This is a genomic window from Bordetella genomosp. 13 (genome assembly GCF_007679965.1).
Lineage (GTDB): Bacteria > Pseudomonadota > Gammaproteobacteria > Burkholderiales > Burkholderiaceae_B > Bordetella.
Map to the genome: position 1 here is coordinate 55,036 of NZ_VEHL01000002.1, position 25,535 is coordinate 80,570.

Annotated in this window: 25 protein-coding genes; 16 read left to right on the forward strand and 9 right to left on the reverse strand. The window is 70.2% G+C overall.

Going from position 1 to position 25,535, the window contains the following annotated elements; translation table 11 throughout:
- Window positions 1–76: 76 nt before the first annotated feature.
- Entirely contained in the window at window positions 77–2,674 is a 2,598-nt protein-coding gene (locus FS845_RS06105) for a glycosyltransferase (RefSeq protein WP_186332181.1), read from the forward strand.
- Between the two features lie 114 nt (window positions 2,675–2,788).
- On the opposite strand, the gene wecB is transcribed toward FS845_RS06105, so the two are convergent.
- The gene (wecB, locus tag FS845_RS06110; protein ID WP_144631446.1) at window positions 2,789–3,910 is read right to left on the reverse strand and encodes a non-hydrolyzing UDP-N-acetylglucosamine 2-epimerase; all 1,122 of its coding nucleotides are present in this window, start codon (window positions 3,908–3,910) and stop codon (window positions 2,789–2,791) included.
- A gap of 168 nt (window positions 3,911–4,078) precedes the next feature.
- Here wecB and waaC point away from each other — a divergent pair, with 168 nt between their 5' ends.
- The 3 genes from waaC (at window position 4,079) to FS845_RS06125 (ending at window position 7,349) form a co-directional block, all read left to right on the forward strand.
- Window positions 4,079–5,095, forward strand: a complete 1,017-nt coding sequence (waaC, locus tag FS845_RS06115; RefSeq protein WP_144631448.1) for a lipopolysaccharide heptosyltransferase I — start codon at window positions 4,079–4,081, stop codon at window positions 5,093–5,095.
- Between the two features lie 65 nt (window positions 5,096–5,160).
- Window positions 5,161–6,708, forward strand: a complete 1,548-nt coding sequence (locus tag FS845_RS06120) for a 3-deoxy-D-manno-octulosonic acid transferase (RefSeq protein ID WP_144632762.1) — start codon at window positions 5,161–5,163, stop codon at window positions 6,706–6,708.
- 191 nt (window positions 6,709–6,899) lie between these two features.
- On the forward strand, window positions 6,900–7,349 hold the full coding sequence (locus FS845_RS06125; RefSeq protein ID WP_144631450.1) for a Rap1a/Tai family immunity protein: 450 nt from the start codon (window positions 6,900–6,902) through the stop codon (window positions 7,347–7,349).
- A gap of 145 nt (window positions 7,350–7,494) precedes the next feature.
- Here FS845_RS06125 and FS845_RS26455 read toward each other — a convergent pair whose 3' ends face one another.
- Genes FS845_RS26455 through FS845_RS06135 form a run of 3 tightly spaced genes read right to left on the reverse strand, consistent with a single transcriptional unit; the run spans window position 7,495 to window position 9,329 of the window.
- On the reverse strand, window positions 7,495–7,656 hold the full coding sequence (locus FS845_RS26455) for a hypothetical protein (protein WP_186332182.1): 162 nt from the start codon (window positions 7,654–7,656) through the stop codon (window positions 7,495–7,497).
- 12 nt (window positions 7,657–7,668) lie between these two features.
- Window positions 7,669–8,466, reverse strand: a complete 798-nt coding sequence (locus FS845_RS06130) for a type III pantothenate kinase (protein ID WP_144631452.1) — start codon at window positions 8,464–8,466, stop codon at window positions 7,669–7,671.
- Complete coding sequence (locus FS845_RS06135) at window positions 8,463–9,329, reverse strand: biotin--[acetyl-CoA-carboxylase] ligase (RefSeq protein WP_144631454.1); 867 nt, start codon at window positions 9,327–9,329, stop codon at window positions 8,463–8,465. Before FS845_RS06135 ends, FS845_RS06130 begins: the two co-directional genes overlap by 4 nt.
- 101 nt (window positions 9,330–9,430) lie before the next feature.
- Here FS845_RS06135 and FS845_RS06140 point away from each other — a divergent pair, with 101 nt between their 5' ends.
- The 9 genes from FS845_RS06140 to lipB all read left to right on the forward strand — a co-directional run bounded on the left by FS845_RS06140 (window position 9,431) and on the right by lipB (window position 17,135).
- Entirely contained in the window at window positions 9,431–10,564 is a 1,134-nt protein-coding gene (locus tag FS845_RS06140) for an MlaE family ABC transporter permease (RefSeq protein WP_144631456.1), read from the forward strand.
- A gap of 20 nt (window positions 10,565–10,584) precedes the next feature.
- Complete coding sequence (locus FS845_RS06145; RefSeq protein WP_260986186.1) at window positions 10,585–11,403, forward strand: ABC transporter ATP-binding protein; 819 nt, start codon at window positions 10,585–10,587, stop codon at window positions 11,401–11,403.
- On the forward strand, window positions 11,390–12,319 hold the full coding sequence (locus tag FS845_RS06150; protein WP_144631459.1) for an MlaD family protein: 930 nt from the start codon (window positions 11,390–11,392) through the stop codon (window positions 12,317–12,319). The genes FS845_RS06145 and FS845_RS06150 overlap by 14 nt, the downstream gene beginning before the upstream one ends.
- Window positions 12,320–12,321: 2 nt before the next feature.
- Window positions 12,322–13,026 (forward strand): ABC-type transport auxiliary lipoprotein family protein, encoded by a 705-nt coding sequence (locus tag FS845_RS06155; protein ID WP_144631462.1) that lies wholly within the window; start codon window positions 12,322–12,324, stop codon window positions 13,024–13,026.
- A 67-nt stretch (window positions 13,027–13,093) separates the two neighbouring features.
- Window positions 13,094–13,747 carry an alpha/beta hydrolase gene (locus FS845_RS06160; protein WP_144631464.1) on the forward strand — a complete coding sequence of 218 codons (654 nt, stop codon included), beginning with the start codon at window positions 13,094–13,096 and terminating at the stop codon, window positions 13,745–13,747.
- 160 nt (window positions 13,748–13,907) lie between these two features.
- Window positions 13,908–15,206, forward strand: a complete 1,299-nt coding sequence (locus tag FS845_RS06165) for a D-alanyl-D-alanine carboxypeptidase family protein (RefSeq protein WP_144631466.1) — start codon at window positions 13,908–13,910, stop codon at window positions 15,204–15,206.
- 28 nt (window positions 15,207–15,234) lie between these two features.
- Window positions 15,235–16,116, forward strand: a complete 882-nt coding sequence (locus FS845_RS06170) for a D-amino acid aminotransferase (RefSeq protein WP_144631468.1) — start codon at window positions 15,235–15,237, stop codon at window positions 16,114–16,116.
- Between the two features lie 84 nt (window positions 16,117–16,200).
- Entirely contained in the window at window positions 16,201–16,473 is a 273-nt protein-coding gene (locus FS845_RS06175; RefSeq protein WP_144631470.1) for a DUF493 family protein, read from the forward strand.
- Window positions 16,474–16,484: 11 nt separating this feature from the next.
- Window positions 16,485–17,135, forward strand: coding sequence for a lipoyl(octanoyl) transferase LipB (lipB, locus tag FS845_RS06180; protein WP_144631472.1), 651 nt, complete (start codon window positions 16,485–16,487; stop codon window positions 17,133–17,135).
- Window positions 17,136–17,260: 125 nt separating this feature from the next.
- Here the strand turns inward: lipB and FS845_RS06185 are convergent, their stop codons facing one another.
- Together FS845_RS06185 and FS845_RS06190 are read right to left on the reverse strand one after the other, a co-directional pair.
- Complete coding sequence (locus FS845_RS06185; RefSeq protein WP_144631475.1) at window positions 17,261–18,970, reverse strand: DUF4166 domain-containing protein; 1,710 nt, start codon at window positions 18,968–18,970, stop codon at window positions 17,261–17,263.
- A gap of 61 nt (window positions 18,971–19,031) precedes the next feature.
- Window positions 19,032–19,367 carry a metalloregulator ArsR/SmtB family transcription factor gene (locus FS845_RS06190; protein ID WP_144631477.1) on the reverse strand — a complete coding sequence of 112 codons (336 nt, stop codon included), beginning with the start codon at window positions 19,365–19,367 and terminating at the stop codon, window positions 19,032–19,034.
- Between the two features lie 96 nt (window positions 19,368–19,463).
- Here FS845_RS06190 and FS845_RS06195 point away from each other — a divergent pair, with 96 nt between their 5' ends.
- Window positions 19,464–19,868, forward strand: a complete 405-nt coding sequence (locus FS845_RS06195) for a DCC1-like thiol-disulfide oxidoreductase family protein (protein WP_144631479.1) — start codon at window positions 19,464–19,466, stop codon at window positions 19,866–19,868.
- A 476-nt stretch (window positions 19,869–20,344) separates the two neighbouring features.
- Window positions 20,345–21,346, forward strand: a complete 1,002-nt coding sequence (gene lipA / locus FS845_RS06200) for a lipoyl synthase (RefSeq protein WP_144631481.1) — start codon at window positions 20,345–20,347, stop codon at window positions 21,344–21,346.
- A gap of 143 nt (window positions 21,347–21,489) precedes the next feature.
- Here the strand turns inward: lipA and rfbC are convergent, their stop codons facing one another.
- The gene (rfbC, locus tag FS845_RS06205; RefSeq protein ID WP_144631483.1) at window positions 21,490–22,038 is read right to left on the reverse strand and encodes a dTDP-4-dehydrorhamnose 3,5-epimerase; all 549 of its coding nucleotides are present in this window, start codon (window positions 22,036–22,038) and stop codon (window positions 21,490–21,492) included.
- A 163-nt stretch (window positions 22,039–22,201) separates the two neighbouring features.
- Here rfbC and FS845_RS06210 point away from each other — a divergent pair, with 163 nt between their 5' ends.
- Window positions 22,202–23,209: an aldo/keto reductase gene (locus tag FS845_RS06210; protein ID WP_144631485.1), complete on the forward strand. Its 1,008-nt coding sequence runs from the start codon at window positions 22,202–22,204 to the stop codon at window positions 23,207–23,209.
- A gap of 120 nt (window positions 23,210–23,329) precedes the next feature.
- On the opposite strand, the gene rfbD is transcribed toward FS845_RS06210, so the two are convergent.
- Window positions 23,330–24,211, reverse strand: coding sequence for a dTDP-4-dehydrorhamnose reductase (rfbD, locus tag FS845_RS06215; RefSeq protein ID WP_144631487.1), 882 nt, complete (start codon window positions 24,209–24,211; stop codon window positions 23,330–23,332).
- Window positions 24,208–25,269: a dTDP-glucose 4,6-dehydratase gene (gene rfbB / locus FS845_RS06220; RefSeq protein ID WP_144631490.1), complete on the reverse strand. Its 1,062-nt coding sequence runs from the start codon at window positions 25,267–25,269 to the stop codon at window positions 24,208–24,210. The genes rfbD and rfbB overlap by 4 nt, the downstream gene beginning before the upstream one ends.
- Window positions 25,270–25,535 lie beyond the last annotated feature (266 nt).

Genomic DNA, 25,535 nt, shown 5'->3' on the forward strand with positions numbered 1-25,535 from the left:
GCGGGCGCGTGGCCTGCCGGAGGGTGACCGGGCATCGATCGACGAAATCAATCTCCCCGAAAAAATGAGCGTAGGCATGGAAAACAAAGGTGCGGCTTCGGTCGCTAGGCAGGTGGGCGTCTTCCTGTATCGCGCGGCGCGATTCGTCGGCAAGCGGCTGCCGTTGTCCCATGGCGTGAAGTCGCGCGCCAAGGCAAGGGTGCTGGCCGTGGTGTCATGGCTGCAGCGCCGCAACCGCCACCGCAAGGTGCTGGACGTCGGCAAGATGGTGGGCGGGGTCGAGATGCGGCCGGAGGCTTGTGGCCTGGTGCCCGGCCTGGTCAGCGTGATCCTGCCGGTCTACAACCAGGCCTACCTGATCACCGAGGCCGTCGACAGCGTGCTGGCGCAGACGTACCAGGACTTCGAACTGATCATCGTCAATGACGGCTCGTCCGATGGCGTCGAGCAGGTCCTGCAGCCCTATCTGTCGAATCCCAGGGTGCGCGTCTACACGCAGAAGAACCAGCGCCTGCCCAAGGCGCTGTCCAATGGCTTCGACCTGGCGCAGGGCGAGTTCTGGACCTGGACGTCGGCGGACAACATCATGGAGCCGCGCATGCTCGAGATGCTGGTCGAGCGCCTGCGCGGCGATCCCACCATCGGCATGACGTACGCCGACTACTACGCCATCGACGACCGCGGCGAGTTGCTGCAGGACCCCGCCTGGCGCGCGCACAATCGCAAGAATGTGGCCTCCGGCGAGATCGAGCTGCCGCGCAACACCGACATGCTCAACACGGTGCAGGACAACTTCATCGGCGCCTGCTTCATGTACCGCGGCTGGATCGGCCGCTGCTTCGGCGACTACGATCCCCAGCTGGGCATCGAGGACTACGACTACTGGATGCGCATCAACGCCTTCTTTCCGATCCGGCACCTCGAGAAGACGGCCTTCCTGTATCGCTACCGCGTGCACGACAACACCCTCAGCGCGCAGGCCCAGGAGCATCGCATCCTCGAGAAGGTGCAGCGCCTGATGACGTACGAAGGCGAGCGCGCCGCGTTCTACCGCCAGCCCCTGTCGTACCTGGTGGACGATGAGTCGCGCAGATGGCTGACCCGCCGTGGCGTGGCCGCGCGACAGATGCAGCCGCTGCCTCAGGATGGCGAGCTGCCGCGCGGTGCCCGCCTGGTCGTGGTGGCGGGCATCGCCACGGTGGCGCGGTCGCCGCATCGTTTCCGCGATGCCGGGGCGCTGGTGGTGCTGCTGAACGACGAGCGGGCCGACTACGTCCGCGCGCACGATGCCCTGTCCACCGGCGCGCTGGCGCTGGCGCCCGACGCCGCATCCGCCGCGCGCATGCGGCTGCTGTCCCGCTGCCCCGTGCTCGACATCTCGTCGGGCCAGGCGTTGTCCGGCCTGCAGGCCTACGCCAGGAACCGCCTGTTCTTCCACGCCACGCGCCAGCCCGACGAGCTGGCCCGCCAGCGTCCGCAGCGGCTGCTGCCGCCGGCGGGCCAGGGCGTGATGCTGCAGGTCGACGACTTCGTGCAGGGTGGCCTGGAGAACGTCGTCATCGACCTCGCGATCTCCCTGCGCGACCTGGGTCATCGCGTGAGCATTGCCGTGCTGGGCCGCGAGGGCCATGCGGCGCAGGCGGCGCGCCAGGCGGGACTGACGCTGCACTCGTTCGGCAAGCGTCCCTCGCAGCAGGCCTACACCGAACTGCTGCGCGCGCAGCGCGTCGACGTGGTCAACGCCCACTACAGCCTGTTCGGCGCGGACATCTGCGCTGGCCTGGGCATTCCTTTCGTGCAGACGGTGCACAACTCGTACGTCTGGCTGGGTCCCGACGACGTGCACGCGCACCTGCAGGCGGATCCGGACACGGACTCCTATGTATGCGTTTCCGCCACGGCAGCCCGCTATGCCGACCTGGCGCTGGGCCTGGACGTGACGCGCATCAAGGTGATTCCCAACGGCATCGATCCCCGCACGATCGACCGCAGCCACGTGGCCGAGAACCGCGCCCGCCTGCGGCAGGCCTGGGGCATCGGCGACGACGTCCCCGTATACCTGAACGTCGCGGCCATCATGCGGCCCAAGGCGCAGTTGCAACTGGTACGCGCCTTTGCCGCGGTGGTCCGCCAGTCGCCGCAGGCGCGCCTGCTGCTGCTGGGGCGCGCGGTGGAAGAGGACTACCTGGCCGAGATCCAGGCGGCGATTGCCGAGAACGGCCTGCAGCAGAACGTGGTGCTGGCCGGTTTCGATCCGGACGTGGCGTCCTACTACCAGGCGGCCGACTGTTTCGTCCTGCCGTCGTTCTGGGAAGGCTGGAGCCTGTCGCTGGGCGAAGCCGTGGCCAATGGCCTGCCTTGCGTGATCACCGACGTGGGTTCCGCGTATGAGTTCTATGACCACCCGAACGTCGAGGTGGTGATTCCGCCGTTCGGCGACATCGTCGAACTGAACTGCACGAATCTGGGGGCCTACCTGGATGCGCGCGACCCGGCCTTCGAGCAACGCCTGGGCGAGGCCATGGTGCGCGTGCTGCAACGTCGCGGCTCGGGCCTGGACGAGCGCTTCCTGGAGCGCGCGGATCGCGCCGTGGCGTACCGCAGATATGCCATTCATTTCGCGGACCTGGTCAGCCGCCGCCAACGTTCGGCCGAGCGCGCACGCGCCGCCTGACTGCCATGTCCGGCTCGCGGGTGGCGCTCGCGGGCAAGGTCCGCGGGGTCGACAGGCGTTCCGGCGGGCAATGCCCGCTTCGCATTGCGCGTTGAGCGCCCGCGGCCGGATTTTCTAGAAGGTCTGGCGCAGGCGTTCCAGGATGCGGGCGCTCGCCTGCCCATCGCCGTACGGATTGTGGGCCACGCTCATACGGCGGTATTCGTCCTCGTCGGTCAGCAGCAGCGCCACCTGTGACGTGATGACGTCGACGTCGGTGCCGACCAGCCGCACCGTGCCCGCGGCGACCGCTTCGGGGCGCTCGGTGGTGTCGCGCATGACCAGCACCGGCTTGCCCAGCGAGGGTGCCTCTTCCTGGATGCCGCCGGAGTCGGTCAGGATGATGTGCGAGCGGTTCATCAGGTAGACGAACGGCAGGTAGTCCAGCGGCTCGACCAGGTGGACGTTGTCCAGGCCCTTGAGCAGGCGGTTCACCGGCTCGCGCACGTTGGGGTTCAGGTGCACGGGGTAGACGAAATCGGCGTCGGGGAACCGCGCGGCCGACTGCGCGATGGCTTGACAGATGCGCTCGAAGCCGGCGCCGAAGCTTTCGCGGCGATGGCCCGTGATGAGCACCACGCGGCGCTTCTGGTCCAGGTAGGAGAATTGCGGGGCCAGGCGATCGCGCAGGGCCGTGTCGGTGTCGAGCTTCTGCTTGACCCAGATCAGCGCGTCGATGACGGTGTTGCCGGTGACGGCGATGTCGGTGTCGGCGACGCCCTCGCGCAGCAGGTTCTGGCGCGACGTGTCGGTGGGAGCGAAGTGCAGCCGCGCCAGCGCGCCGGTCAGCTTGCGATTGGCTTCCTCGGGCCACGGGGAATACAGGTCGCCCGTGCGCAGGCCGGCCTCGACGTGGCCCACGGCCACTTTCTGGTAGTACGAGGCCAGGGTGGTCGCCAGGGTCGTGGCCGTGTCGCCGTGGACCAGGACGCAATCGGGGCGGAAGTCGCCGAACACGCCGCGCATGCCGTTCAGGATGGCGCAGGTGACGTCCGTCATGTCCTGGCCCGGCTTCATGATGTTCAGGTCGAAATCCGGCTTGATCTCGAACAGGTCCAGCACCTGGTCGAGCATCTCGCGGTGCTGGGCCGTGACGCAGACCTTGGCTTCGATATCGGCAGCCTGGGCCAGCGCGTGAACCACCGGCGCCATCTTGATTGCTTCCGGGCGCGTGCCGAATACCGTGAGGATTTTCATGTGTTCTGGGGAAAGTGTGTCAGGCCGGGGTGGCGCGGAGCAGGAGAGGGGGCCGCAGCGACGCCTCGTCCAAAACCCTGGATTTTAACGCGCGTAACCTGGGCGGCCGGCACGCAGGCGCATGTCTTGTTGTACATTCGCTGAAATTTATCGCGTTGCCGTCCCTAGATGCCTCTTCGCATTCTCATCGTCCGCACCTCTTCGCTCGGAGACCTGGTACACATGCTGCCAGCGATCTCGGACATTGCGCGTCACGTTCCGGGCGCGCAGATCGACTGGATCGTCGAAGAGGCGTTCGCCGACATCCCCGGCTGGCATCCGACCGTGAGCGGTGTCATCCAGGTGGCGCATCGCCGCTGGCGCAAGGCCTGGTGGTCGGAGCAGGTGCGGGCCGAGCGCCGCGCGCTGGCGCAGCGCCTGCGCGCCGAAACCTACGACGTCGTGCTGGACATGCAGGCGCTGATGAAGTCGGCCTGGCTGGTGCGGCAGACCCAGGGCGTGCGCCACGGGTTGGATTGGCGGTCGGCGCGCGAGCCGCTGGCCTCGCTGTTCTACAACGTGCGCCATCGCGTGGAGTTCTGGCAGCCCGCCGTCATGCGCCAGCGCAAGCTGGCCGGGCTGACGTTCGGCTACGAGCCCAGCGGCAAGCCCGACTTCGGGCTGGAGCAGTTCGCGCGCCAGGCGGCGCAGGCCCAGCAGGACGCCGGGGCCGAGGCCGCCGGCGGGCGCGTGCACCTGGGCAGCCGCGATCCGGGTTATGCGGTGATCATGCCGTCGGCCAGCCGCGACGACAAGCTGTGGCCCGAGGAAGACTGGCGCGCGGTGTTCCGCCGCCTGCGCGACGCGGGCTGCGTGCTGCGGCTACTGGCCGGCAACGAGCAGGAAGCGCAGCGCGCGCGGCTGCTGGTGGCGGGCATGGACGGCGTCGAGGTGATGCCCCGCATGGACCTGACCTCGGTGGCGCGCCTGCTGGCCGGCTCGCGCATGATGGTGGGCCTGGACAGCGGCCTGACGCACCTGGCCGCGGCGCTGGGGCGCCCGACCATCGGCATCTATCGTGCGTCCACTCCCGTGCGCACGCCGCTGGTGGGATCGAACTACACGGCCAGCCTGGGCGACCGCGGCGCCTCGCCCTCGCGCGAGGCGGTGATGGCGTCGGTGGAACAGGCCCTGGCGGCCGTCTGAGATGACCCCTCGCGCGCGCCTGTCGCCGCGCCGTGGCGCGGTTTGCTGCCGAGGGCGCGGCTGAGATGGGCCGCGGCGTCTACACACTGGTATTGCGCCTGCTGGCGCCGCTGCTGTGGCTGCTGATGTGGCGCCGCGCGCGAAAGGCCGGGGGCCAGTGGGGCATCCTGTCCGCGGGGCGGTTCGGTGGAGCGGACGCGGCGTCGGCAGGGAGCGGTCCGTCGGAGGGCGCTCTGGGTGATTCCGCGGGTGGTGCGTCGGGTGAGGCTTCGTCGGACGGCAACCCGCTGGCCGGCACTCAGGCGGCCGGTTCCGCGCCGATTGCGCCCGTCTGGGTGCACGCCGTCAGCCTGGGCGAGACACGCGCGTCCCAGCCGCTGGTGCAGGCTCTGCTGGCACGCGGCCTTCCCGTATTGCTGACGCACACCACGGCCACGGGCCGGGCCGAGGGCGCGCGCCTGTACGCCGATGCCCTGGCCAGCGGGCAACTGCGCCAGGCGTGGCTGCCCTACGACCTGCCGGGTTCCGTCGCCCGCTTCCTGGACCGTTACGCGCCGCGCTGCGGCCTGCTGGTCGAGCGCGAGGTGTGGCCCAATCTGTTGGCCGGGGCGCGCGCGCGGCGAGTGCCTATGGCACTGGTCAGCGCGCGTTTCTCCGAATCGTCGTTGCGCCAGGCGCGCTGGCTGGGCGGCGCGCTGCGCCAGGCGCTGGCAGGATTGGACGTGGTGCTGGCGCAGACCGACGACGACGCGCGCCGGCTGCGCCAGGCCGGTGCGCCGGCCGCCACCGTCACCGGCAACCTGAAATTCGATCTGGACCTGCCCGCCGCGCAGGTCGCGGCCGGCCACGCCTGGCGCCAGGCGCTGGGCCGCCCGGTGATCGCGCTGGCCAGTACGCGCGAAGGCGAGGATGCGCTGTTCATCGAGGCCTTGCTGGCGCGCGGGCTGCACCGGGCGCCGAGTGAGACCGCTGAACTGGGCGGGGCTAAGCATGTCGAGGCGGCCGCGTCGGGCGAGATCGCTGCATCTGGCGAGACCGCTGCGTCCGGCGAAACCGCTGTGCTCGGCGAGACCGTTGCATCTGGCGAGACCGCTGCGTCCGACGAAACCGCCGCGCTCGGCGACAGCGCGCCGCTGTACCTGCTGATTCCCCGCCACCCACAGCGTTTCGATCAGGCCCATGCACAGCTGCGCGCCGCGGGCCTGGCGACGGTGCGGCGTTCCGCGGGCGGTTCGCCGCCGGGCGCGGATACCGCCGTGCTGCTGGGCGACTCGCTGGGCGAGATGCCGTTCTACTACGCGGCGGCGGACGTGGCCGTGGTGGCCGGCAGTTTCGCGCCGCTGGGCGGGCAGAACCTGATCGAGGCCAGCGCCGCGGGCACGCCGGTGATCGTCGGCCCGCATACCCGCAATTTCGCGCAGGCGGTGGACGATGCGCTGGCGGCCGGCGCGGCGCTGCGTGCGCAGGACGCGGCCGAGGCCGTGGACATGGCGCTGGCCCTGCTGGCCGACGCGCCGCGTCGGCAGGCGATGCGGATCGCGGCGCGGTACTGGACCGAGGCGCACGCCGGCGCCACGCAGCGCACCATGCAGGCTTTGCAGGGCTGGTTCTAGCCGCGCCGAGGCCGCATCGGGGCTGCATCGGAGCCGCATCGGAGCGACTCGGGACCGCGTCGGAGCCTCGCCGGGCCTGGGCTACTATCGATCGGGCGGTGGCGCCTCATGCCCGCCGCGTTCGACGATGGCAGGTGTCCGGGGAGGTGCGCGTGATTTCCAGGAAGACGTGGGTTCTGGCGTATGCGGTAATGATTTCAAGCCTCGGTATGGCGGCCGGCCCGGTGTCCGCTGCGTCGGCAGCGGCATCCGGTGCAGGGCCAGCGGTCGCGCCCGCCGCCGCGCATGCGACTGAACCCGCCGCTGCCGCCGCACCCGCCGCCACGCCCGCCACCCATTGGCAACTGACCGGAGAGCAGCTCATCTCGGCAGGCATCGATGGCTCGCTGGCGCCCGAATTCCACGACGAGAAGCGGCCCGAGCTGCAGGTGATGGTCTCGGCCAGCCGCGCCGCGGCTTTCGTGCTGGGCGTGGCCAGCTATACGCACGGCACCCGCTGGTGCAAGGCGGAGGGATTGGGCCCGGACGATTTCCAGAAGGTGGTGGGCGCGCTGGGAGACCTGCCGGACGAGCGCCTGACCACGCCGGCGGCGCCGCTGATCGCGGAGGCGCTGGCCAAGTTCTTTCCCTGCAAGCGCTGAGCGCGCGTCATGGGCGACGCGTCGCGGGGTTTTCGCCCCATGGACGACGCTCGGCCCGTCAAAACCGATGCCTGAGGCCGCCCCGCGGCGAGATCGTCGGGATAGGCCGGACCGTCGCGGCGGATCGCGGATACCGTCCGTGCGGCTATTTGCCGCGCGGCAGCACCGTGACGCGGTCCGCGTTCAGTTCCTGGTCCATGCGGCTGGGCGTGCGGCCCTCGTCGTTGGGCGGCTGGCCCAGCCAGCCCTGGTTCATGGCGTAGGCCCAGAGGTTGGCCAGCAGGATCAATACGAACAGGATGCGCATGGTCGGGCCTTGTTATGCCTGGGTATCCGGTTGCGCCATCGCCCAGGCAGCCAGGCCGTCCAGCACGGGGCTTTCCAGGTAGACCGGGGTAGGCGCGGGGCCGAGCGCCGAGCAGGCCTGCGCCAGCAGGCGTTCGGTCTCGGCCTGCACTTCGGGCCAGCCGCCGCCGGCCACGTAGATGTCGGGCATGCTGCCGTAGCGGTCGCAGCCCGCCAGCCACTGGCGCACCACGGCGCCGGCCTGTGCGGCGGCGATGCCCGTGGCGATGGCCTGGTGCGTGTCGACGGGGTAGGCGCTGACCTGGCCCTCGGCCAGCGGCAGGTTGGCGGTGCCCTTGTTCAGCGCGTTGCGCATCATGGCCGGGCCGGGGAGGATCAGGCCGCCCGGGAACACGCCGTCGTCGCCCACGGTGTCTATGGTGGTGGCCGTGCCGAAGCTGGCCAGCACGAAAGGCTTGTGCGGCTGCGGCAGGCGCGTGTGGGCGCCCAGCATCGCGGCCCAGCGGTCGGCGCCCAGCTGTTGCGGGCGGGCGTAGCCGTTGACCAGGCCCAGCGCGCGCGGCTGGGCGTGCAGCCAGGTGACGGGGCAGCCGCCGGGCAGGGCCGCGGCGATGGCCTGTCCGCGCGCCTGGCCGGCCACGTTGACGCCCACCGCGCGGCGCGGCGCCTGCGGCTGGCCAGCCAGCCAGTCGCGCAGCGCGTCGGGATCCAGGTTGTCGAAGGCGACGGCCATGGGTTCGCGCCGCGGATCGGCGGGATCGAGCCAGCCGACCTTCAGGCGGCTGTTGCCGGAGTCGATGAGCAGAATCATGCTTGCGGCCGGATGGAGATTTCGCCGACCGTGATCGGCAGGAGGCCCGTCGGCGTGGCGACCAGCAGGCGGCCCTGCGCGTCGATGCCCTGCGCCACGCCGCTGTTGAGCACCGCGCCCTGGTCCAGCACGTTGACCGCGCGGCCGGCCAGCGCGTCGACGCGGCGATAGCGCTCGGCGAAGGCGCCGGCCAGGATGTCGGCCGCCTGCCCGAAGGTCTCGTGCAGGGACGACGCGACGGCGCAGACGATGTCGGCGGCCGAGGTGGCCGCGTCCGCGCCGGCCGCTTCCGAGGCCTCGGCGATCTGGCTCCAGTCGGCCACCTGGCGCTGCAGCGCCTGCGACAGCAGGGCGGCATCGTGCAGGTTCACGCCGATGCCGGCGACGACAGTGTGGCCCGCCTCGGGGCCGCCGGCGTTGCGGGAAGATTCGATCAGCACGCCGACCAGCTTGCCTTCGCGCCATTGCACGTCGTTGGGCCACTTGACGCACAGGTCCGCCGCGGCGGCGCCGGCCAGCGGGCGCAACGCCTCGCACAGGGCCATGCCGGCCAGCGGCGACAGGGCGGGCAGGGCGGCTGGCGGCAGATGCACGTCGAACGCGCACGAGAACACCAGCGTGGCGCCGGGACGGCTTTTCCAGGGGCGGCCGGCGCGGCCGCGGCCGCTTTCCTGCACGTGGGCGCCCAGCAGCCAAGGCTTGTCGATGGCCCGTGCCTGGCGCGCGCGCGCCAGCAGATCGGTGTTGGTGCTGCCGGTGCGGTCGACCCATTCGACGTGCCGGAAGGCCGTCAGGCGGTCGGACAGCGTGCGCGCGAACGCGTCGGGCGCGGGCAGGTCGGCGGGGAAAACATGGACTGACATGGCGGCGATTGTAGGCCACGCCCGCCTTGGCCAGTGCCTGTTCCGGTGCCCGTTCATACGGCGGCGTTTATCATCGGGGAATCGTCATCGTCCGGCTGCCCATGCCTCGTCCGCTTTCCACCGCCACGCACCCCCTGCCGCCCGTCCGCCTGGACGGCGGCGCCTGCTATCTGGCGGGCGACTGGAGCATGCAGGCGCTGGCCGAGCCCGGCGTGGCCACGGCGCGGCGCCAGGCGCTGGAGCGGCTGGGCACCGAGCTGCGCTGGGACCTGAGCGCCGTCGAGCGCCTGGACACCATCGGCGCCCACCTGATCTGGCATGCCTGGGGCTACCAGCTGCCCGAGCGCCTGCGCTGCACCGACGGCCAGCGCGCGGTGTTCGACGCCCTGAACGCCAACCGCGGCGAAATGCGTCCGCCCGAGCCGCCGGAGCACGACAGCCTGGAATGGGTGCGCGGCATCGGCGACGCGCTGGGCCGCGGCCTGCACAACGGCATGGCGCTGCTGACCATGCTGGGCCAGCTGGTGCTGGACGTGGGCGGCCTGCTGCGCCATCCGCGGCGCGGCCCGTGGCGCGAGATCTCGGCGCAGATCTACCGCACGGGCGCGCAGGCGCTGGGCATCACGGCGCTGGTGGGCTTCCTGATCGGGGTGGTGCTGTCCTATCTCTCGGCCCAGCAATTGCGCACCTTCGGCGCCGACCGCTTCATCGTGCAACTGCTGGGCGTGTCCATCGTGCGCGAACTGGGCCCGGTGCTGGCCGCGATCCTGGTGGCGGGCCGATCCGGCTCGGCCATCACCGCGCAGATCGGCGTCATGCGCGTCACGCAGGAACTGGACGCGATGAGCGTCATGGGCATCGCGCACGGCCAGCGGCTGATCCTGCCGCGCGTGGTGGCGCTGGCCGTGACCATGCCGCTGCTGGTGCTGTGGACGGATGCGCTGGCGCTGCTGGGCGGCATGCTGGCCGCCAAGGCGCAGCTGGGCATTTCGCTGGAATGGTTCATCGATGGCCTGTCGCGCGCGATCTCGCTGCCGAACTACGGCATCGGGCTGCTCAAGGGCGCCACCTTCGGCATGGTGATCGCGCTGGTGGCGTGCCATTTCGGGCTGCGCATCGAGCCCAACACCGAAAGCCTGGGCCGCGGCACGACCACGTCGGTGGTCACGTCCATCACCGGCGTGATCCTGGTCGACGCGGTGTACGCCATCGTCTTCAGTTCGGTGGGCATCTGATGGGCGCCCTGGCCAACGCCATGCCGCATTCCGACGTCGCCATGACGAAGGCGCCGGTCATCGCCGTCAACGGCCTGCGTACGGCCTTCGGCGACCACGTCGTGCACGACGACCTGAACCTGGCCGTGCTGCCCGGCGAGATCCTGTCGCTGGTGGGCGGGTCCGGATCGGGCAAGACCACGCTGCTGCGCCAGATCATCGGCCTGGACCGCCCGGCCGCGGGCAGCGTGCGCGTGCTGGGCCGCAACCTGCACGAGCTGTCGCCCGCCGAGTTCCACAGCCTGTCCCAGCACTGGGGCATGCTGTTCCAGGCCGGGGCATTGTTCTCCGCGCTGTCCGTGTTCGACAATGTGGCCTTGCCGCTGCGCGAATTGCGCGCCTTGCCCGACGACCTGATCTGCGACGTGGTGATGTGCCGGCTGGCCATGGTGGGCCTGACCGCCAAGGACGCCGACAAGCGGCCGTCCGACCTGTCGGGCGGCATGATCAAGCGAGTCGCCCTGGCACGCGCGCTGGCGCTCGATCCGGGCCTGCTGTTCCTGGACGAGCCCACGGCCGGGCTGGATCCCTTGCGGTCCGACGAGTTCGTGGCCCTGGTGCGCTCGCTGCACGCGCAGCTGGGCTTCACGGTGGTCATGGTCACGCACGACCTGGACACGCTGGTGGCGCTGTCCTCGCGCATCGCCGTGCTGGCCGAAAAACGGGTGATTGCCTGCGACACCATCGACCAGGTGGTGCGGGTCGATCATCCATTCATCCACGAGTTCTTCCTGGGCGAGCGGGGCCGCCGCGCGCTGGGAGACTTGGTACCGAAGGAATCGGGTCATGGAAAACCGTAGTCATGCCTTGCTGGCGGGATTGTTCACGCTGGTGCTGCTGGCCGCGGCGGCGCTGGTGGCCGTATGGCTGAGCCGCGATCGTTCGCAGCAGGCCATCTACGAGATCATCTCGTCCACGGCCGTCACCGGCCTGACGGCGCAGTCGGCCGTGCGCTACCAGGGCGTGCCGGTCGGCAAGGTGCAGGCGCTGGCGCTCAATCCCGAGCGCCCGGGCCAGGTGCGCATCCGCATCGGCGTGGCGCCGAACACGCCCATCACCGAATCGACGTGGGCCGAGCTGGGCGTGCAGGGCATCACCGGCGGCGCCAACGTCGAACTGCGCGACGATGGCATGCAGCCCACGCTGCTGACCACCTCGGCCGACCATCCCGCCGCGATCCCTTTGCGGCCGGGCTTCTTCGATCGCATCCAGCAGCGCGGCACGGCGGTGCTGGAGAACGTGGACCGCGCCACGCAGCAGCTCAGCCAGTTGCTCAGCCAGCAGAACGTGCAGGCCATGACCGCGGTGCTGCAGAATGCCGCCGACATGTCGTCGCAGTTCAAGCAGGCCAGCCAGGAGCTCGGCCCGCTGGTGCGGCGCCTGGACGCCGTGGCGGGCGAGATGAGCGGCGCGGCCAAACAGGCCAATGGCCTGATGATAGACGCCCGCCAGGCGCTGGCGCGCCTGGACGGTCCCAACGGTCCCCTGGCCGCGGCCACGCAGAGCATGCAGCAGATCACCTGGGCGGCCGCGCGCCTGGACAACGAGACATTGCCGGCGCTGTCGCGCATGGCCACCGGCGTGAACGGCGCCGCGCGCACGGCCTCGACGGCGCTGCGCCGCGTGGGCGACACGCCCCAGTCGATCCTGTTCGGCCCGCCGCCGGTGCAGGCCGGCCCGGGCGAGCCGGGATTCGCCGGATTCGGGAAGGAATGAAGATGAAACAGCCATTGCGTACCCATGCGTCCCGCGCACCCGTCTCGTTGCCCGGCGACGGCCCGGCCCGGTCCGGCGTGAAGCGGCCCCTTGCCATCCTGGCCGTGGCGCTGGCCCTGGGCGGCTGCAGCCTGGGCAAGACCGGCCCCACGCCGACGCTGTACGACCTGGGCGCCGACCAGCGCTCCGCGCCGGCGCTGGCCGCGCGCGCGCCGCTGTCGCTGGGCTTCACCGCGGTGCCCACGCTGGCGGACCCCGGCATGGTCTGGCGCATCGGCGACAGCGCCAGCCCGCGCGCCTACGCGCAGGCCCGCTGGGCGGCCGCGCCGTCCGAGCTGGTGCGGCAGCGGCTGGCCGAGCGCCTGTCGCGCCAGGGCGCCGTGCTGGCCGAGGCCTCGACGGGCGTGCCGCAGCTGCAGGTCACGCTGACCCGTTTCGAACAGGTCTTCCAGCCTGATGGCAGCGCCAGCACCGGCCAGCTGGCCCTGCAGGCGGTGCTGCTGGCTGACCGCCGCGTGGTGGCGCAGCGCCGCGTCGAACGCGCGGTGCCCGCCGCCTCGCAGGACGCCGCCGGCGGCGCGGCCGCGTTGCGCCAGGCCACCGACGAGGCGGCCGACGAGCTGGCGCAATGGCTGGCGCAGGCCATGCCGGCCTCGTCAGCCGCCGCGACGCCCGAGGCGGCCTCGGGCCGCGCCCGCCCGCGTTGACGATTTCCGTGGCCGCCGCCCTCCACGAGGCGGCGGCCGTTCCTTTTTTCCTAGCCACGCATCCATCATGTCTGCTCGTACCGAGATCGAAGGTTTCACTGGCGCCGCGGGGCGCATCGACTGCGCGCTCGACTGGCCCGAAGGCCAGCCGCGCGGCTGGGCGCTGATCCTGCACCCGCATTCGCTGCAGGGCGGCGCGCGCGACAACAAGGTCGTCACGACGCTGGCGCGCGCCTGCGTCCAGCACGGCCTGCTGGCCGTAAGGCCCAACCTGCGCGGCGTGGGCGAGTCCGCCGGCGCGTTCGACAAGGCCATCGGCGAGACCGAAGACATGCTGGCGCTGGTGGCGCAGGTGCGCGAGCGCTTTCCCGACCTGGCCGGCAAGCCCTGGGCGCTGGGCGGCTTCTCGTTCGGCACGGCGGTGGCGGCGGGCGTGCATGCGGGACTGGCGCAGGGCGGCGACACGCAGCTGCCGGCCGCGCTGATGCTGATGGGCGCCGCGGTGCAACGCTTCCAGCCGGCCGACCTGAAGGTGCCGGAAGACACGCTGCTGGTGCACGGCGAGCAGGACGAGGTCGTGCCGCTGGCCGAAACCATGGACTGGGCGCGCACGCGCGGCCTGCCCATCGTGGTGGTGCCGGACGCCTCGCATTTCTTCCACGGCAAGCTGCTGGTGCTGCGCCGCCTGGTGGCCGAGCGCCTGCAGGTGGCGCTGCCCTGACGCCGCGCCGCGCCCGCGTCGCAGGCCTTCGTATCGCCCCTACATTGCGTTGTATTTTGCGGGGCCCGGGAACATTTGGCGCCCAGGCCGATCGCATAGGCTGCCATAATTGCAGGCACTTTTGCCGCAAGGCCCGCTCTACCTCCGGATATCGTTGCCGATGAACAAACCGTCCCAGACCGCCGTTGTTTCCGTTGCATTCGCGCGCCGCGCATTGGCCGGCGCCATCGCGTCGGCCGTGCTGGCCGCCGCGCTGCCGGCCGCCGCGCAGCAACAGCAGCCGGCTGCCGCCACGCAGCAGGCCAACCCGCCGCCCGCCACGGCGTCCAAGACCACGTCGCCCACCTCGCTGCCCTTCACCGATCCGGCGGCCCCGCAGGTCGGCGACCTGGCGTCGGTGCCCGCGCCCACCATCGCGGCCAAGGCCTGGATCACGGTCGACGTCAACAGCGGCCAGACGCTGGCCTCGTCCAATCCGGACATGAAGATCGAGCCGGCCTCGCTGACCAAGATCATGACGGCCTACGTGGTGTTCAACGCGCTGGAAGAAAAGCGCCTGACGCTGCAGCAGCAGGTGCCCGTGTCCGAGCACGCGTGGCGCACCGGCGGCTCGCGCATGTTCATCGAGCCGCGCAAGCCCGTCACGGTCGACGAGCTCAACCAGGGCATGATCGTGCAGTCGGGCAACGACGCCTCGGTGGCACTGGCCGAGGCCGTGGGCGGCAGCGAAACCGCCTTCGCTGCGCTGATGAACCAGGAAGCGCAGCGCCTGGGCATGCGCAACACGCACTTCATGAACGCCACGGGCCTGCCAGACCCGCAGCACGTCACCACCGCGCGCGACCTGGCGGTGCTGGCGTCGCACCTCATCGCCGACCACCCCGATTTCTTCCACTACTACAAGCAGAAGGAATACTCGTACAACAAGATCACGCAGCCCAACCGCAACCGGCTGCTGTGGGCCGATCCGTCCGTGGACGGCATGAAGACCGGCCACACCGATTCGGCCGGCTACTGCCTGGTCACCACGGCCATGCGCGGCGACCGCCGCATCCTGACGGTGCTGGTCGGCGCCGACAGCGAGGCCACCCGCGCCGAGGAAAGCCTGAAGCTGCTGAACTGGAGCTTCCAGAACTTCGACACGGTCAAGCTGTACGGGCAGAACCAGCCCGGCCTGGATGCGCGCGTCTGGGAAGGCAAGGCCGAGTCGGTCAAGCTGGGCCCGCCCAATCCCGTGTGGCTGGCCGTGCCGCGCGGCAAGGGCGCCGAGATCAAGCCCGTGGCGCAGCGCACCGATCCGCTGGTCGCGCCCATCGCCAAGGGGCAGCAGGTCGGCACCGTGCAGCTCACGCTGGACGGCAAGACGCTGCGCACCGAGCCGCTGGTGGCCCAGGAAGACGTCGAGCGCGCCGGCTTTTTCGGCCGCATGGGCGACATGGTCAAGCGCTGGTTCCAGTAAGCGCACGGGGACACGGGTGGAGAACGCCATGATTCCGGGCATGCCGGGCGACAGCCAGGTGTATCTCAACGGCGCGTACCTGCGCGTGGACGAGGCCAAGGTCTCCGTCCTGGATCGCGGCTTCATCCTGGGCGACGGCATCTACGACGTCGTCCCCGTCTACCAGGGCAAGCCGTTCCGCATCGACGGCCACCTGGATCGCCTGCAGCGCAGCCTGGCCGCCCTGCGCATCGCCGCGCCCATGGACCGCGCCGGCTGGACCGAGGTGGTGCGCGAGCTGGCCGCGCGCTGTCCGCATCCGCATTGCATCGTCTATCTGCAGGTCACGCGCGGCGTGGCCAAGCGCGACCACGCCTTTCCGCTGGTCGCCATCGAGCCGACGGTGTTCGGCATGGCCACTCCGTTCACGCCGCCGTCGGCCGAGGTGCTGGCCCGCGGCATGCGCGCCATCAGCGTCGCCGACGAGCGCTGGCTGCACTGCGAGATCAAGTCGATCTCGCTGCTGGGCAACGTGCTGGCCAGGCAGCAGGCGGCCGAGGCCGGCGTGGACGAGGCGGTGCAGTTCCGCGACGGCTGGCTCACCGAGGGCTCGTCGTCCAACATCTGGGTGGTGGCCGGCGGCACGCTGCTGGCGCCGCCGCGCGACAACCTCATCCTGGAAGGCATCCGCTACGGCCTGCTGGCCGAGCTGGCGCAAGAGGCCGGCGTGCCGTTCGAGGCGCGCCGCATCTCGCGCGAGGAAGTCCACGCCGCCGACGAGCTGCTGGTCACCTCGGCCGCCCGTGAAGTGCAGCCGCTGCTCGAACTGGACGGCAAGCCCGTGGGCGACGGCAAACCCGGCCCTGTTTTTGCCAGGTTGCGCGCGGGTTATGATGCCCGCATCGCCGCGCTCCAGGCCACCGCGCATTAGCACCGGCCGCGTCGCGCGGCCCGCCGCGAAGGCGCCTGGGCTCTCGCCCTGGCCCGCCCCGCGGCCTCGCCAGGCAGAAGCAACATGAACATCCCCCCTGAAGATTCCCTGATCGAATATCCGTCCGACTTTCCCATCAAGGTGATGGGCAAGCAGCATCCGGAATTCGCGCAACGGCTGACCGACGTCGTGCTGCAGTACGACCCCGGCTTCGACGCCACCACCGTCGAGATGCGCCCCAGCAAGGGCGGCAACTACATGGGCCTGACCTTCACCGTGCGCGCCACCTCGCGCGAGCAGCTCGACGAGCTGTACCGCGCGCTGCATGGCCATCCGATGGTGTCGATCGTCCTGTAGGCGTCCAGGCTGTGCAAGCCGTCACCAAATGGCTGGACCGCCCGGCCGACTACCTGCCGGTGTGGCGTGCCATGCGCGACTACACCGAAGAACGCACCGCCGACGCCGCCGACCAGATCTGGCTATGCGAGCACGCGCCGGTCTACACGCTGGGCCAGGCCGGCCTGCCAGGCCACCTGCTGAACGCCAACGGCATCCCGCTGGTGCATTGCGACCGCGGCGGCCAGATCACTTATCACGGCCCCGGCCAGCTGGTGGCCTACGTGCTGCTGGACCTGCGCCGCGCGCGCCTGTACGTGCGCGAGTACGTGGCCCTGCTGGAAGACGCCGTGATCGGCACGCTGCGGGAGTTCGGCGTGCGCGAGCCCTGCAGGAAGCCCGGCGCGCCCGGCGTCTACGTGCCCGATCCGAACGGCGGCGGCGAGCTGGCCAAGATCGCGGCGCTGGGCATCAAGGTGCGCAACGGCTACGCGTACCACGGCCTGTCGATCAACGTGGACATGGACCTGGCGCCGTTCCTGGGCATCAATCCCTGTGGCTACGAGGGCCTGCGCACCGTGGACATGGCTGCCTGCGGCGTGCGCGCCGATCTGGCGGACGTGGGGAACAGCGTGGCCAGCCGGGTGGCGCCGCACATCTGCGGCGAAGGCCTGTGCGGGTGAGGCCGGGCCCGGTCCGCACGGCGCGTCATGCGCGTCCTGCGGTAAGCGGCTGAGCGCCCGCCGGCCCGCGCGGGGATGCGCCCGCCGACCCGCGTGCGTCGCGGCCGAACTCCGGTCCGCACCGCTCATCGAGGCACGTGCACCGACTCGCGCGGCGTCAGCCAGCCCCGGTAGCGCACGATCCTGCCCGTCCACGGATGCGCGATCTCCACGTCGAAGTGGAACCGGCCGTCCGCCTCGTACTCGATGGCCTTGCCGCCCGGCGCCAGGAACAGCGGCATCGGGATGCCCAGCAATGTCCAGCGCCGCACCACCAGCCTCAACCGGCCGTCTTCCACCAGCACGGCCAGCGATACCGCGACTGGCCCGAAGCGCTCGGTGACCAGATGCGCCGACGGGCCGTCGCCTTCCTCCTGCACGCTGCTGAACGTCTTGCCGCCGAAGGTGCGGCGCCATACCTCGGCCGTGCCGCGCGGCTGCAACGACACCTGCACGGGTACGTCCGCGGCCGCTTCGGGAAAGCCGTACAGCGACGCCAGCAGGCGGGCCAGCGGGCTGGCGCCGCGCTCGACGGTGGCCCGGCCCGAGGCCATCACGCCGGGGCCGATGTCGTGCATGGCGCGCAGCGTGGCGGGCAGGGCATGCCAGGCGTCGCCCAGCACGCGTCGGTACAGCGGCAGGGCGGCATCGCCCTCGCGCCGCTCGCGCCGTCCGGTGTGGATGGCCCGCGCCGCGAATTCGGTGTCGTAGTCGGACAGCGAGACCGATCCCGTGGCGGCCCGCGCGCCCACGGGCGGCACGATGCCGGCCAGGTATTTGCGCACCAGCGCCGCCACGGCCATGGCCGGAATGAAGGGGCCGTCGTTGCCTTCGGCCAGCAGATGCCATTCGCGCACGACGGCCCGGCCATCGGCATCCCGGCCCGCCAGTTGCACGAACATGCCGCCGCGGTGCTCGCCCCAGCGCAGCAGGCGGGTGGCCCGGTGGAACAGGGGGGAGGCGGGTTCCAGCGTGCGCACCAGTTTCCAGCGCACCAGCCAGGCCAGCCCGCTGAGCATGCGGTGCAGCAGCCCGGGCGCGGGGGCGGCGCTCATCCAGGCCGTGCGCAGGCCCGGATGCAGGGCCGGCAGCACCTGCAGGTCGGGCACGTCCACCAGCGTGAAGCGCCGGCTGTGCAGCGGCAGACGGCCCGGCGGCGCCACCGTGTAGCGCATGGCGTCCGTCAGGGCATGGCCCACGGCGGGCCGGCCGTCGCGCTTCATGGAGACCGGCCGGCCGGCGTAGCCGGCGATGGCCCGGATCACGTTCAGCCCCACGCCCGCGCGGGGCGACGGCGCAATGCCCGCATGCACCGCGTCCAGGTGCGCCAGGCCCTCTGACAGCGCGTCCACCACCGCGGCCGTCAGCACGGGACAACTGCTCAGCCCCGACAGCGCGAACACGCCCTGGCTGCGCGCCTGCGCATCGAAGGCCGAGATGCCGTGCACGAAGCCGCTGCCGTCGGCCAGGTCCAGATAGTGGATGCCCTGGTCGATGCAGGCGCGCACCACGCGGTACGGATCGCTGCCATAGCCCTGGAAAGGCCCCGTGGCATCGACCACGATGCCCGCCGCGGCGCCGGCCAGCTGGCGGGGCACGTCGCCGTCGCGATCGAAGCGCATCGGCACCAGCCGTGCGCGCGCCGGCAATGCATTGCAGAACGCCGCGGCCTTGGGCAGCGAACGGCCCGCGACGACGAGGGTCAGGCGGGCATCGTCGGCCAGCAATCGCGCCAGCCTGCCGCCGAAAGTGCCGTAGCCACCGATGATGAGCAGGGTCGTGCGCGGATCGTTCATGTGCATCCTTTTTTCTTGTGTGGGAACGAACGCCCGGCAGTCCGCGCCGGGCAGACGGCAATCAGGGGGCGCCGCCCGCCGGCTTGCGGCGCGCGCGGCCAAGCGCCGCGCTTTCCTTGACCAGCGGGCGCCCCACCGGACAGAAGGTGGCGATGAAGCTGTGCAGCGTGGCGATCATGTTGTCGTCGGCCAGGCTGTAGTGGACGAACTGGCCCTTCTTCTCGCTGCGCACCAGCCCGGCATGTTCCAGCACCTTCAGGTGCTTCGACAGGGCGGGCTTGCTCATGTCGAAGCGCTGCGCGATCTCGCCCGCCGTCAGCGGGCTGTTCGACAGATACGCCAGCACCTTGCGGCGCGGCGCGGACGCCAGGGCTTCGAAGACGGCATCGATCTGCATAGTTAATTAACTAATTAGCTAAATATTCACGTACTATATCACCGTGCGCGGCCATCCGGCGCCGCGCGCAGGCCCGGTTTCATGCAGGGGAGCCCCATGCAGACGCACTCGCGCGATGGCGACATCTGGCTGGTCTACGACGGCGAATGTCCGCTGTGCCGCACCTATTGCAAGGTCGTCCGCATCCGCGAGGCTGCCGGCCGCCTGCACCTGGTCGACGCGCGCCAGCCCGGCCCCCTGATGGACGAGATCACCGCCGCCGGCCTGGACATCGACCAGGGCATGGTGCTGAAGATGGGCGACCGCCTGTACTACGGGGCCGACGCGATCCACATGCTGACGCTGCTGAGCACTCCCTCGGGCCTGTTCAACCGCATCAGCTACCTGTTCTTCGGCTCGGAGCGGGCTGCCAGCATCTCCTACCCGATCAGCAAGGCGGTCCGCAATGTCGTGTTGAAGGTGATGGGGATCCGGTATATCGAGAACTTGAAGCGTTCTTGAGATTTGCTTCTGTGAGCGCCGATCTATGACGTTCAGGGTTCTTCAGCCGCCAGGGCCATGACTGCGTACTCTCGTCCTCGCGCTCTCGCGCTGCGGGCGAGAGTCCTCCGTCATGGCCCAGGCTCCCTGCAACGCCATGCCACGGCTCTTCGATCAGCCACGAATGGTTTTCGTCCGATCCACCGTTCCTGCGAGCCGCAGACGTGCCGGAGAAGTCCCGCCCGCAGCGCGAAAGCGCGAGGACGGGACTTCGCAGGTACGGCTGCGGCGTCTCAAGAACCCAAATCGCCAAAGCACTGAATCGCCAGCAAGCACCGAATGTCAGTAGCAACCCAGCCGCCAAGGACATCGCCTGTCCACCCGTAGTCCGTCCCCCATTGAAACGCCACTCAGAGCCCACCCCCGGGAAGACCCTGTAAACTCTCCTTTTTGCATGCCGGCACAGGCGCCCGCAGCGCCCGCCCTGAAGGTACACAATGTCCACGACTGGCGAATCCCCCTCTTCCGTAGATCCGCAGGCCGCCGCGCCCGCCGCCGCCTACGACGCGACCCAGAAGCAGAAGTCCCAGGCCAAGACCGCGCGCATCCCCATCAAGATCGTGCCGGCCGAGCGCCTGAAGAAGCCCGAATGGATCCGCGTGCGCGCGGCGTCGCCGGGTTCGCGGTTCTACGACATCAAGCGCATCCTGCGCGAGCACAACCTGCATACGGTCTGCGAAGAGGCCTCGTGTCCGAACATCGGCGAGTGCTTCGGCAAGGGCACCGCCACCTTCATGATCATGGGCGACAAGTGCACGCGCCGCTGCCCGTTCTGTGATGTGGGCCATGGCCGCCCCGATCCGCTGGACACCAACGAGCCCGCCAACCTGGCGCGCACCATCGCGGCGCTTAAGCTGTCCTATGTGGTCATCACCTCGGTCGACCGCGACGACCTGCGCGACGGCGGCGCGGCGCACTTCGTGGACTGCATCACGCAGATCCGCGAGCAGTCGCCCAGCACCCGCATCGAGGTGCTGGTGCCCGACTTCCGCGGCCGCCTGGACCGCGCGCTGGCCATCCTGAACAGCGGCCCGCCGGACGTGATGAACCACAACCTGGAAACCGTGCCGCGCCTGTACAAGCAGGCGCGCCCGGGGTCCGATTACGCGCATTCGCTGAAGCTGCTGGCCGAGTTCAAGCAACTGCACCCCGAGGTGCCGACCAAGTCGGGCCTGATGCTGGGCCTGGGCGAAACGGACGAAGAGATCCTGCAGGTGATGCGCGACATGCGCGCGCACAACGTCGACATGATCACCATCGGGCAGTACCTGCAGCCCTCCGAGCACCACCTGCCGGTGCTGCGCTACGTGCATCCCGACACCTTCGCGATGTTCGAGCGCGAGGCCTATGCCATGGGCTTCTCGCACGCCGCCGTGGGCGCCATGGTGCGCTCGTCGTACCACGCCGACGAACAGGCGCACGCGGCCGGGGTCAACTGAGGACTCCCACGTCGAGCGCGGCCCAGGCCACGCGGCGCATGCCTGAAAGCGCGGCCCGGCCGCGCTTTTTTGTTGCCTGCGCGCCAGCCGATGAAGGTGCCCGGACGCCGATGCCACGGGCCTGGGCCATGGTTACTGGCACGTCAGCCCGGATAGCCCTCGGCCTCGTTCAGCAGCGGCGCGACGCGGTCTTTCCCCGACAACGTAGGGGGGCCGTCCAGCGGCCATTGCACGCCGATCGCGGGGTCGTCCCAACGCACGCCCCGGTCGAATTCCGGCGCATAGTAATCGCTCACCTTGTACAGCACCTCGGCCCAGTCCGACAGCACCAGCAGTCCGTGCGCGAATCCTTCCGGGATCCACAACTGCCGCCGGTTGGCCGCGGACAGCACGGTGCCGATCCACTGACCGAAGGTATGGGAATCGCGCCGCAGGTCGACCGCCACGTCGAACACCTCCCCCGACAGCACCCGCACCAGCTTGGCCTGCGGCTTGCGGACCTGGTAGTGCAGGCCGCGCAGCACGTTGCGCGCCGAGCGCGACTGGTTGTCCTGAACGAAGCGCAACGGCCGGCCGACCGTCTCTTCGAGCGTGGCGAGTCGGAAGCTCTCGTAGAAATAGCCGCGTTCGTCCTCGTGCACCACGGGCTCGATCATCAGGACGCCGGGCAGGGTCGTAGGGGTGAATTTCATAGTCTGGGCAGAGGGACTCGAGAACTGAGTGTCCACTGTAGCGCAGCCCCGTGCGTGCCGACCGCCCGAACAGGCGTATGCTGCATGGCGATGTTTTCCTCTTCCGCCGGTCCGCGCGTACGCCGCCTTGGACCGGCGTGGCCATGCAAAAGGACGATATGCCATGAAATACCGCCGACTGGGCAGCAGCAACCTGAAGGTATCCGAACTGTGCCTGGGCACCATGATGTTCGGGGAACAGACGCCTTTCGACGAGGCCAGCGCCATCGTTGCCTCGGCGCGTGAGCACGGGCTCAATTTCATCGACACCGCCGACGTCTACAACCAGGGCCGCTCGGAAGAGGTCGTGGGCAAGCTGCTGGCGGGCCAGCGCGACCAGTGGGTGCTGGCCAGCAAGATCGGCAACGTATTCACCAAGGCGCCCAACCAGTCGCACTATTCGCGACAGTGGCTGGTGAAAGGCGTCGAGGGCAGCCTGGCGCGCCTGGACACCGACTATCTGGACATCCTGTACCTGCACCGCGATTTCCATGGCGAGAACCTGGAAGAGGCCGTCCAGGCGCTGGGCGACCTGATCCGCGCGGGCAAGCTGCGCAGCTTCGGCGTGTCCAATTTCCGCGGCTGGCGCATCGCGGAAATCATCCGCCTGTGCGAACAGCTGGGCGTGCCCAAGCCTGTGGTCTGCCAGCCGTACTACAACATGCTCAACCGCAACCCCGAGGTCGAGATCCTGCCGGCCTGCGCGCACTACGGCCTGGGCGTGGTGCCCTACAGCCCCATCGCGCGCGGCGTGCTGACGGGCAAATACCAGCCGGGCCAGGCGCCGGCCGCCGACACGCGGGCCGGACGCGGCGACAAGCGCATCCTGGATACGGAGTTCCGTGAAGAGTCGCTGCTGATCGCCAGGCAGTTGGTGGATCACTGCAAGGACCGCGGCGTGCTGCCTGGCCATTTCGCCACGGCGTGGGTGCTGGCCAATCCGGTCATCAGCGCGGTGATCGCCGGGCCACGCACGCTGGCGCAGATGGAGGATTACTACGGGGCGCTGGACGTGACGATCTCCCCGGAGGAAGAGGCCATGGTCGATGGTTGGGTCGTGCCGGGCCACGCGTCCTCGCACGGCTACAACGATCCCAGCTATCCGTTCTTCGGGCGACCGGTGCAGAAGTAGTTCCCTGGGCGCGGCGCAGGGCGTTCTTTCCAGGCAGGGGCGCCCGCGCCTCGGCCTGGAACCCATCATCGCTGCAGGCCTGGGAACGGCGAGACGGCGGTCCGTACGGCCGCCGCGCCGTCACGGCTGCGTCAAGGCATCGACGACGGCGTCCAGGTCGACCCGCCAATCCGGCAGCTCGACGGCCAGCGCCCTCGACAGGGCCGTGCTGTCCAGCACGCTGTTGCGCGGCCGGCGCGCCCGGGACGGATCTTCCGGCGTGGCGACGGGCGCTATGCGTTCGGGCGCGAGCCGCAGTGGCGTCCGGGCGCCTGCGCGCGCCACGATGCGGCAGGCCAGCGCGTGCCGGTCGACTTTCCCCGCGGCCGTCAGGTGATACAGGCCGGACGCCAGGCGGCCGGCCTGGTGGGCAGCGATGGCCTGCGCGGTGACGTCTGCGACGCGCGAGGCCGACGTGGGCGCGCCGACCTGGTCCGAGACCATCCGCAACGTGTCCTGCCGGGCGGCAAGCGCCAGCACCGTCCTGACGAAATTCTCGCCGTGCGCGGCGTAGACCCAGCTGGTACGCAGCACCAGGGCGCGGCAGCCGCTTGCGTGCACGGCCTGTTCGCCGGCCAGCTTGGAGCGGCCATAGGCATTCAAGGGGCGCGCGACGTCGTCTTCCAGATACGCGCCCGCCTTGCTGCCGTCGAACACATAGTCGGTTGAATAGTGCACCAGCAGCGCTGCGCGTTCGCGGGCAAGGTCCGCCAGCACGCCGACCGCGTCGGCATTGATGCGCTGGGCGATGGCCGGCTCGTGCTCGGCCCGGTCCACCGCGGTGTAGGCGGCGGCGTTGACGATGACGTCCGGCGCGTGGGCGCGGACGACGTCCCGCAGCGCCCCGGCATGGTCGAGGTCCGCCTGCGCGCGGTCCAGCGCCGTCACGTCGCCCAGGCTGCCCAGCGGCGCTGCCAGCGCCCGGCCCAGTTGCCCCGCGGCGCCCAGCAGCAGCAGCTTCATGGCGTGTATTGCTGCGCCACCCAGTTGCGGTACGTGCCGCTGGTGGCGCGCCGGACCCATTCGGGATGGTCCAGGTACCACTGCACCGTGCGGCGCAGGCCTCCCGCGAAATCGTAGGCAGGCGTCCAATCCAGTTCGCGCGCCATCTTGCGCATGTCGATGGCGTAGCGGCGGTCGTGGCCGGGCCGGTCTTGCACGAACGTGATGAGCCTGTGGTACGGCCGGGCTTGCGGGTCGGGACGCAGCTCGTCCAGCAGGGCACACAGGCTGTTCACGAGGTCCAGGTTGGCCTGCTCGTTGTTGCCGCCGATGTTGTAGGTCTGGCCCGGCTCGCCCGCCTCGAGCACGCGGCGCAGGCCGCTGCAATGATCGCCGACGTACAGCCAGTCGCGCACCTGCCGACCGTCGCCATAGATCGGCAGCGGCTTGCCGGCCAGCGCATTGTGGATGGCCAGCGGGATCAGCTTCTCGGGAAACTGGAACGGCCCATAGTTGTTCGAACAGTTCGTGGTGAGCACCGGCAGCCCGTACGTGTGATGGTACGCCCGGGCCAGGTGGTCGCTGGCGGCCTTGCTGGCCGAATAGGGGCTGTTCGGCTGGTAGGGATGCGCTTCGGTGAACGCCGGATCGCCGGGCAGCAGGGAGCCATACACCTCGTCCGTGGAGATGTGCACGTGGCGGAACGCGGCGCGCGGCGCGCCTTCCAGGCTGCTCCAGTACGCGCGCACGGATTCCAGCAACTGGAAGGTGCCGACGACGTTGGTTTGTATGAATTCGCCCGGGCCGAGGATCGAGCGATCCACGTGCGACTCCGCCGCGAAGTGGATCACCGCGCGGGGGCGGTGCTCCGCCAGCAGGCGCTGCAGCAGGGCGGCGTCGCAGATGTCGCCATGCACGAAGCGGTGGCGCGGATCGTCGCGCACGCTGGCCAGGTTGTCCAGGTTGCCCGCATAGGTGAGCTTGTCCAGGTTGACGAGGGGCTCATCGTTGGCCGCAAGCCAGTCCAGGATGAAATTGGAACCGATGAAGCCGGCGCCGCCGGTGACCAGGAGAGTCATGGTGTGCAAGGGAATGCGACAGGAGCCCCATTGTAAGGGGGGGGCAGGCCGGGCCATGCCCGCCGCTGGCGGCATCCCGGCCAGCCTTGGCGCCGATCTCGCAGGGAGGCCTGAGCCGGTGGGTAGCGTTCGCCGCCAGCTTCAAGCGTGGCGACGAGGTCCGCGGCGCCATCAAGTCGATCTCCGACCGCCGCCATTGCATGGCGGCGCAAGCGTGCGGTGCAGCGTGGGCGGCGGCCCCGGGCCTGTCCTGCCGGCGTTGCAGG

What these genes read in the sequence shown, in the direction of transcription:
- FS845_RS06175 (WP_144631470.1), top strand. Translation starts at nt 16,201, where the DNA reads ATGAACATCCCCCCTGAAGATTCCCTGATCGAATATCCGTCCGACTTT.
- FS845_RS06165 (WP_144631466.1), top strand. Translation starts at nt 13,908, where the DNA reads ATGAACAAACCGTCCCAGACCGCCGTTGTTTCCGTTGCATTCGCGCGC.
- FS845_RS06135 (WP_144631454.1), bottom strand. Translation starts at nt 9,329, where the DNA reads ATGTCAGTCCATGTTTTCCCCGCCGACCTGCCCGCGCCCGACGCGTTC.
- FS845_RS06145 (WP_260986186.1), top strand. Translation starts at nt 10,585, where the DNA reads ATGCCGCATTCCGACGTCGCCATGACGAAGGCGCCGGTCATCGCCGTC.
- FS845_RS06195 (WP_144631479.1), top strand. Translation starts at nt 19,464, where the DNA reads ATGCAGACGCACTCGCGCGATGGCGACATCTGGCTGGTCTACGACGGC.
- rfbC (WP_144631483.1), bottom strand. Translation starts at nt 22,038, where the DNA reads ATGAAATTCACCCCTACGACCCTGCCCGGCGTCCTGATGATCGAGCCC.
- FS845_RS06150 (WP_144631459.1), top strand. Translation starts at nt 11,390, where the DNA reads ATGGAAAACCGTAGTCATGCCTTGCTGGCGGGATTGTTCACGCTGGTG.
- FS845_RS26455 (WP_186332182.1), bottom strand. Translation starts at nt 7,656, where the DNA reads ATGCGCATCCTGTTCGTATTGATCCTGCTGGCCAACCTCTGGGCCTAC.
- FS845_RS06190 (WP_144631477.1), bottom strand. Translation starts at nt 19,367, where the DNA reads ATGCAGATCGATGCCGTCTTCGAAGCCCTGGCGTCCGCGCCGCGCCGC.
- FS845_RS06105 (WP_186332181.1), top strand. Translation starts at nt 77, where the DNA reads ATGGAAAACAAAGGTGCGGCTTCGGTCGCTAGGCAGGTGGGCGTCTTC.
- FS845_RS06125 (WP_144631450.1), top strand. Translation starts at nt 6,900, where the DNA reads ATGATTTCAAGCCTCGGTATGGCGGCCGGCCCGGTGTCCGCTGCGTCG.
- FS845_RS06130 (WP_144631452.1), bottom strand. Translation starts at nt 8,466, where the DNA reads ATGATTCTGCTCATCGACTCCGGCAACAGCCGCCTGAAGGTCGGCTGG.
- FS845_RS06140 (WP_144631456.1), top strand. Translation starts at nt 9,431, where the DNA reads ATGCCTCGTCCGCTTTCCACCGCCACGCACCCCCTGCCGCCCGTCCGC.
- rfbB (WP_144631490.1), bottom strand. Translation starts at nt 25,269, where the DNA reads ATGACTCTCCTGGTCACCGGCGGCGCCGGCTTCATCGGTTCCAATTTC.
- FS845_RS06170 (WP_144631468.1), top strand. Translation starts at nt 15,235, where the DNA reads ATGATTCCGGGCATGCCGGGCGACAGCCAGGTGTATCTCAACGGCGCG.
- rfbD (WP_144631487.1), bottom strand. Translation starts at nt 24,211, where the DNA reads ATGAAGCTGCTGCTGCTGGGCGCCGCGGGGCAACTGGGCCGGGCGCTG.
- wecB (WP_144631446.1), bottom strand. Translation starts at nt 3,910, where the DNA reads ATGAAAATCCTCACGGTATTCGGCACGCGCCCGGAAGCAATCAAGATG.
- waaC (WP_144631448.1), top strand. Translation starts at nt 4,079, where the DNA reads ATGCCTCTTCGCATTCTCATCGTCCGCACCTCTTCGCTCGGAGACCTG.
- FS845_RS06160 (WP_144631464.1), top strand. Translation starts at nt 13,094, where the DNA reads ATGTCTGCTCGTACCGAGATCGAAGGTTTCACTGGCGCCGCGGGGCGC.
- FS845_RS06155 (WP_144631462.1), top strand. Translation starts at nt 12,322, where the DNA reads ATGAAACAGCCATTGCGTACCCATGCGTCCCGCGCACCCGTCTCGTTG.
- FS845_RS06185 (WP_144631475.1), bottom strand. Translation starts at nt 18,970, where the DNA reads ATGAACGATCCGCGCACGACCCTGCTCATCATCGGTGGCTACGGCACT.
- FS845_RS06210 (WP_144631485.1), top strand. Translation starts at nt 22,202, where the DNA reads ATGAAATACCGCCGACTGGGCAGCAGCAACCTGAAGGTATCCGAACTG.
- FS845_RS06120 (WP_144632762.1), top strand. Translation starts at nt 5,161, where the DNA reads ATGGGCCGCGGCGTCTACACACTGGTATTGCGCCTGCTGGCGCCGCTG.
- lipA (WP_144631481.1), top strand. Translation starts at nt 20,345, where the DNA reads ATGTCCACGACTGGCGAATCCCCCTCTTCCGTAGATCCGCAGGCCGCC.